This window comes from Flavobacterium sp. (assembly GCF_027531705.1).
Taxonomy (GTDB): domain Bacteria; phylum Bacteroidota; class Bacteroidia; order Flavobacteriales; family Flavobacteriaceae; genus Flavobacterium.
Map to the genome: position 1 here is coordinate 44,740 of NZ_JAPZSP010000006.1, position 6,712 is coordinate 51,451.

Consider the following 6,712-nt stretch of genomic DNA (forward strand, 5'->3'; position numbering starts at 1 on the left):
AATTTTTAGATTCTGAAACAAGTTCAGAATGACAAAGTTGCGGCTACTCTTCCAAAAGAACTTCCAAAATACTTATAGCAGCATCGCTAATTTTAGTACCAGGACCAAAAACGGCTACGGCTCCGGCATCAAAAAGATATTGGTAGTCTTGTGCGGGTATAACGCCACCTACAATGACCATAATGTCTTCGCGTCCGTATTTTTTGAGTTCTTCAATAACTTGTGGTACCAATGTTTTGTGTCCGGCTGCTAGTGAGGAAACGCCCAAAATATGCACGTCGTTTTCTACGGCTTGTTTAGCCGCTTCGGCAGGCGTTTGGAATAGCGGTCCTATGTCCACATCAAAACCTACATCGGCATAACCTGTAGCTACTACTTTGGCACCACGGTCGTGACCATCTTGTCCCATTTTGGCAATCATAATACGTGGGCGACGGCCTTCTTTTTTGGCGAAAGCATCGGCCAATTGTTTTGCTTTTTCAAAGCTTGCGTCGTTTTTTATTTCTTTGCTATACACACCACTAAAAGTTTTGATTTGTGCTTTGTATCTTCCAAAAACCGCTTCGAGTGCATCGCTAATCTCACCTAGTGTGGCTCTGTTGCGTGCGGCTTCTACTGCCAAAGCTAGTAAATTATCGTTTTGGTTTTGTGCACAATCGGTTAATTTTGCCAAACTTGCTTTTACTTTGTCGTTGTCGCGAGTGGCTTTTATGTGTTCCAAACGTTCTATTTGTTGCTTGCGAACCATTTGGTTATCGACATCTAAAATATGCAATGGATCTTCTTTTTCCAAACGGTATTTGTTGATACCCACAATAATATCTTGGTTGCTATCTATACGTGCTTGTTTGCGTGCCGAAGCTTCTTCAATACGCAATTTAGGAATACCCGACTCGATGGCTTTGGTCATACCGCCCAATTCTTCGACTTCTTCAATTAGTTTCCAAGCGTTTTGTGCAATTTCGTTGGTTAGGCTTTCTACATAATAGCTTCCCGCCCAAGGGTCAACGGTTTTGCAAATTTTGGTTTCTTCTTGCAAAAAGATTTGCGTGTTACGAGCAATTCGTGCTGAGAAATCAGTTGGTAACGCAATCGCTTCGTCTAGCGCATTGGTATGTAACGATTGAGTTCCACCAAAAGCAGCAGCAGCAGCTTCGATAGCCGTTCTCGCCACGTTGTTGAAAGGATCTTGCTCGGTTAAACTCCACCCCGATGTTTGGCAATGTGTGCGCAATGCCAATGATTTTTCGTCTTGCGGATTGAATTGTTTTAGGAGTTTTGCCCATAACATTCTACCAGCGCGCATTTTGGCAATTTCCATAAAATGGTTCATTCCAATAGCCCAAAAGAACGAAAGGCGAGGAGCGAACTCGTCTATTTTCATGCCAGCAGCCAATCCAGTTCGGATGTATTCTAGACCGTCGGCTAATGTGTACGCTAGTTCGATATCGGCCGTAGCACCAGCTTCTTGCATGTGGTAACCCGAAATAGAAATAGAGTTGAATTTAGGCATGTTTTTGCTAGTATATTCAAAAATATCAGCAATGATTTTCATAGAAGGCGTTGGCGGATAAATATAGGTATTACGCACCATGAATTCCTTAAGAATATCATTTTGAATTGTTCCTGAAAGTAAATTGGATGAAACGCCTTGTTCTTCGGCAGCCACGATGTAAAAAGCCATGATAGGCAAAACAGCACCGTTCATAGTCATAGAAACCGACATTTCGCCTAATGGAATTTGGTCAAAAAGCACTTTCATATCTTCCACCGAGTCGATGGCAACACCTGCTTTTCCGACATCGCCAAAGACACGTTCGTGGTCTGAATCGTAACCGCGATGGGTTGCAAGGTCAAAGGCTACAGAAAGTCCTTTTTGTCCGGCCGCAAGATTTCGTCTGTAAAAAGCATTACTTTCTTCAGCAGTTGAAAAACCAGCGTATTGTCTGATAGTCCAAGGTCTTCGAACGTACATAGTGGCATAAGGTCCGCGAAGGTTGGGTGCAAAACCAGCTCCAAAACCAAGATGTTCCAAGTTTTCGATGTCTTCTTTGGAATAAGTTGGTTTTAGCTCAATGTTTTCGGCAGTGTGGAAAGTTGGTTCCTCACTTTTGGAATTTGTATTTTGACTTTTGGAATTTGTCAAAGTAATATTTTGGATATCTTTTCTTTTCATGATAGTAAGAAAATGTTATTCTTTTATTAGTTTTAATGACTCTTTTTGGTCATATGTTATAATGTAAATTCCCTTTTGAAGATGAGATATATCAATATCTGTGGATTCTAAAGATAATTTTCCACTCAATAATTTGCGTCCATTCATGTCAGTTAGCGAATAACTCGAATTAGGAGTACCATTTGATTTAATGGTTACAATATTTTTTACTGGATTAGGAGAAATTGAATACTTTTTTTCAAAAAAACTATTTGAATTTAAGTTTTGTAAATTTAATTTTGCTAGAAAAACTCCACTTTGATTTGAAGATTGATTAAATATTGTGCCATCAAAATTTACAGTTGCAAGGGCTGATACAACTCCATTTACATATAAACTATTTTCAAAAATTGAAACACTATCAGCTCTATCATAACTTGAACTCCCAGTATTTTTTGCCCAAATTGCATCCCCATTTGGATTATATTTTGTTACAAAAATATCTGCATTACCATTATTATTTAATTGAGGAAGTGAATCAAACATAACTGTATCAGAGTACATTCGGCCTACAATATATATATTATTTGAATTATCAATATCTAGCCCAGACGCACCATCAAAAGCTGTAACACCTCCAGCTGATTTTACCCATTGGATTTGTCCGTTTACATCATATTTTGCCAAAAAGATATTGTTATTAAAACTACTATTATCATTTGTAGATATTGATTTATTTATACTTATATTGCCTAGCGTCATAATTGGGGAGTTAAAATCTCCTGTTACGTATATATTATTTAAATTATCTATTTTTATATCACTTAATACTTCATTATTAGTTCCAATTGATTTTTTTGCCCATATTAATTGCCCAAGGGGATTTAATTTAATTATAAAAAAATCAAAACTACTACTTGTATTTGTTAATATAATTCCAGCATTGAAAGATTGAGACATAAAATAACCTGCAACATATATATTACCAATATTATCAGTAGCTAAACATGTCAAATTATCATAATTGATTCCTCCAAATCTTTTAATCCAAGTTGAATCTCCATTTGGATTTATTTTGATTAAAAAAACATCATGATGATAAGAATTATTTATTGAACCAGTATTATTGGTTAAAAGTCCATCAAAAAAAAAGGATTCAGATGAAAAAACACCACCTAAAAAAACGTTATCTTGATTATCTATACTAATAGATTTCCCATAATCTGATCCATATCCGCCTCCACTTTTTAGCCATATAATATTTCCGTTTGAGTCAAATTTTGCAATAAAAGCATCATTTTGAGGTGTAGTATTTGTAAAATCTGAATTTGAAACAGTTAAGTTTTCAATTGTTAACGTTGGAGAACTAAAGTTGCCAGAAGCATATATATTATTTTGAGAATCACAACAAACACTATATACTATTTGTTCTCTAATACCTCCAATTTTTTTTGCCCATAATACATCTCCAGTTGAATTATACTTGGTAATAAAACCATCTCTGTAATCGTCATTTGATAATGTAAAACTACCAAAAGTTATTGTTGGTGACACAAAAAATCCAGATGAAATTACATTTCCATCATTGTCGCATGTAGTTTTTATACTATCATCAAAACTATTTCCTACTGATTTTCTTGCCCATTCCCAGTTTGGAGCTTGAGCAAATATTAATTGAGAAATTATAAAAAGGAAACTAAATATTACTTTTTTCATGTTATTTTATTTTTCAGTTGTTAATCTTTCTTGTTCCAGTTTTTCGGCTAAGCGTTTTTCGATTATGGGTGTGATTAACGTTTTTCTTGGATTTTGTTTTACAAATGGGTATAACTCCAATTCGTCTTTCATTCGGTCGTTTTTGTTTGGATATTTGTTGGTTCCAAGTAAAACTTCTTTTCCAGAATCGAATAACTCTTGTTGTTTGGCAGCGCTTTCACTAATTTTTCTTTGAATAGTTCCTTCGATAAGTTGGGTAATGAAACCGCCATTTCGTTCAATATCTTTGAATAAATCGAGTGCTTTTTCGGCCAATTGTTGTGTGATGGTTTCGATGTAATATGCGCCATCAGCAGGATTGTTTACTTTGTCAAAATAACTTTCGTGCTTAAGAACCAATAGTTGATTTCTCGAAATTCTGTCGCCAAATTCATTGTCTTTGTGATATAGAGCGTCATAAGGTAAGTTGGCAACGGCATTGGCACCACCAATTATAGCCGACATGCATTCGGTTGTGGTGCGTAGCATATTTACATTGTAATCGTATAATGTTTTGTTACGTTTGGTTGGTGTTGCTACAATATGACAATCAAAATTATGGTTGTACTCTTTAGCAAGTGAGTTGAAAACCAGTCTCAAAGCACGTAGTTTGGCAATTTCAAAGAAATAGTTGGTTCCAACCGAAACTTCAATTGTTATAGGTTGGTTTATAGAAGGAATTCGGTTGAAATATTCGTTTATGTGTGCTATTGTGTATGCAACTTGCTGTACCATATTAGCACCAGCATTATCGTATAAATTGGCATTGCAACTTAGGAATGTTGCCACCCCGTCCGTCGGCCACCCCTCCAGAGGATGGGAATTTTTGGCGATTGCATTTAGTTTTTCGAAATCCTTATCAAGATTTTCAAACCAGTTTCCGTCTTTGGCTAATTGCCCAATTGGGTCTAGTAGGATTTTGAAATTTGCTTTGTTTTGGGAAGCAAAGTTAGTTAGCTTGGTAACGAAATCGATTGAGAGAAAAGACAAATAGAAGTAATAGGAAACTTTTTCTAAAGGAAGATTTTGCATTAGTTCTTCGATAGAAGTGGTTTCGTTTTCTATTGTAAATCGGATGCTTTCTGCGCCACGAGATAAGGTTTCTAAAGCTGTTTTGTTAGATTTTTTAACGTCGTGAACGAAGATGTTTTGTAAAATAGTAAAAGCGTTTGTTGGTGCTGATACATTGTTCTTGGCATCCAATTCGTCGAGGTGATAAAAGGGTTTTACTTTGATGCCTTCTGGACTTTCCCATACTAGGGTTTCGTTGTAATCGGCACCTTTAAGTTCGTACTGAATTTGTTGTTTCCACTGTTTGGAAGAAACAGGGTCGAAATCGGAAAAAAGGTTGTTGTTTGACACTTTTTTAATTTTTTATGGTTGTATAAGAAAAGAAAAAGTCTAAAATAGCCCTGATCGCAATGGCATCCTTTTTCTTTTTTCTTTAAAAAGAAAAAGATACAATGGAGAGCAGGACTGAACCTGTTAGAAACGCTATTGTTGTGCTTCTAATAAGCTATCTTTTATTCTTTGTTCTTCAAATTCTATTATGTAAATATCTTCGCTGTCCTTTTTCATATAGTATTTTTCGCGAGCGTATTTTTCTATTTGATTGGGATTTTTGAGTAATATAATGCTTTGTTCGTCTTTTTTGATTTCTTCTTGATAGTATTCTTTGTTGGTTTCGAGTTCATCGATTTGTTTGTTTAGAAAACGATGGTCGAAATAGGAATAGTTGTCGAGAAAAAGCATCCAAATGATAAAGAACAACAATACCCACACATATTTATTGCTGATAAATTGGAGTAGGGCTGATTTCTTTTTTTTTGGATTTTCCATACGTTAAAGGTACAAAAAAATTAGGATAAACGTTGATTAATTACCGCTCTAACTACATCAATAGCAACCGTGTTGTATTTATCGTTAGGAATGATAATATCGGCAAAGGCTTTGGTAGGTTCAATGAATTGTTGGTGCATCGGTTTAAGCGTTGTTTGGTAACGATTTAGAACTTCTTCCATGTCGCGACCACGCTCGGCAATGTCACGTTTTAGACGACGAATAAGACGTTCGTCAGAATCGGCATGCACGAAGACTTTTACGTCAAACATTTCGCGAAGTTCGGGATTGGTAAGAATAAGAATTCCTTCGACAATCATTACTTTTCTTGGATGCGTTGAAATGGTATCCTCGGTGCGATTGTGTGTTACGAATGAATAAACAGGTTGGTCAATGGTTTTGCCTGCTTTTAAATCTTTGAGATGACTTACTAAAAGTTCAAAATCGATGGCTCTTGGGTGGTCGAAGTTGATGTTGCTACGTTCTTCATAGCTCATACCTACATTTTGTTTGTAATAAGAATCTTGTGATATGATACCGACTTCAGTTTCTGGTAATTCATTCATAATTTGATGAACGACTGTTGTTTTTCCACTTCCTGTTCCGCCTGCAATTCCGATAATGAGCATATTTTGAATTTAGTTGATTGTTGCTACAAAAATAGTAATTAAAACGAAATTAATTTTTGGTTTAGGAGGAAAAAATTAAAATTTATTTTGATTTAAAATTGTGGTTGGATTGAATTGTGTATAAAAGAAAAAATCCCTTCCACAGAGTGAAAAGGATTTGGTCGGGGTGGCAGGATTCGAACCTGCGGCCTTCCCGATTTTATCGGGACGCAATAACCGGTTTAAATTTTTCACAAAAAAAATCCCTTCCACAGAGTGAAAAGGATTTGGTCGGGGTGGCAGGATTCGAACCTGCGGCCTCCTGCTCCCAAAGCAGGCGCGATAACCGGGCTAC

At 36.1% G+C, this 6,712-nt stretch carries 5 protein-coding genes; all 5 read right to left on the reverse strand.

Annotation, left to right across the window (positions count from 1 at the left end):
* Positions 1 to 43: 43 nt before the first annotated feature.
* The 5 genes from scpA to udk all read right to left on the reverse strand — a co-directional run bounded on the left by scpA (position 44) and on the right by udk (position 6,378).
* On the reverse strand, positions 44 to 2,176 hold the full coding sequence (gene scpA, locus O9267_RS02855; protein ID WP_298175765.1) for a methylmalonyl-CoA mutase: 2,133 nt from the start codon (positions 2,174 to 2,176) through the stop codon (positions 44 to 46).
* A 15-nt stretch (positions 2,177 to 2,191) separates the two neighbouring features.
* Complete coding sequence (locus tag O9267_RS02860; RefSeq protein ID WP_298175767.1) at positions 2,192 to 3,871, reverse strand: T9SS type A sorting domain-containing protein; 1,680 nt, start codon at positions 3,869 to 3,871, stop codon at positions 2,192 to 2,194.
* Positions 3,872 to 3,877: 6 nt separating this feature from the next.
* A complete protein-coding gene (locus O9267_RS02865) occupies positions 3,878 to 5,272 on the reverse strand; it encodes a methylmalonyl-CoA mutase subunit beta (RefSeq protein ID WP_298175769.1) in 1,395 nt (464 codons plus the stop codon).
* A gap of 132 nt (positions 5,273 to 5,404) precedes the next feature.
* The gene (locus O9267_RS02870) at positions 5,405 to 5,749 is read right to left on the reverse strand and encodes a septum formation initiator family protein (protein WP_298175771.1); all 345 of its coding nucleotides are present in this window, start codon (positions 5,747 to 5,749) and stop codon (positions 5,405 to 5,407) included.
* Between the two features lie 20 nt (positions 5,750 to 5,769).
* Positions 5,770 to 6,378 (reverse strand): uridine kinase, encoded by a 609-nt coding sequence (gene udk / locus O9267_RS02875; protein WP_298175773.1) that lies wholly within the window; start codon positions 6,376 to 6,378, stop codon positions 5,770 to 5,772.
* Positions 6,379 to 6,712 lie beyond the last annotated feature (334 nt).

Excerpts from the sequence above, each read along its gene's own strand:
- scpA (WP_298175765.1), bottom strand. The coding sequence starts at position 2,176 with ATGAAAAGAAAAGATATCCAAAATATTACTTTGACAAATTCCAAAAGT.
- O9267_RS02860 (WP_298175767.1), bottom strand. The coding sequence starts at position 3,871 with ATGAAAAAAGTAATATTTAGTTTCCTTTTTATAATTTCTCAATTAATA.
- O9267_RS02870 (WP_298175771.1), bottom strand. The coding sequence starts at position 5,749 with ATGGAAAATCCAAAAAAAAAGAAATCAGCCCTACTCCAATTTATCAGC.
- udk (WP_298175773.1), bottom strand. The coding sequence starts at position 6,378 with ATGCTCATTATCGGAATTGCAGGCGGAACAGGAAGTGGAAAAACAACA.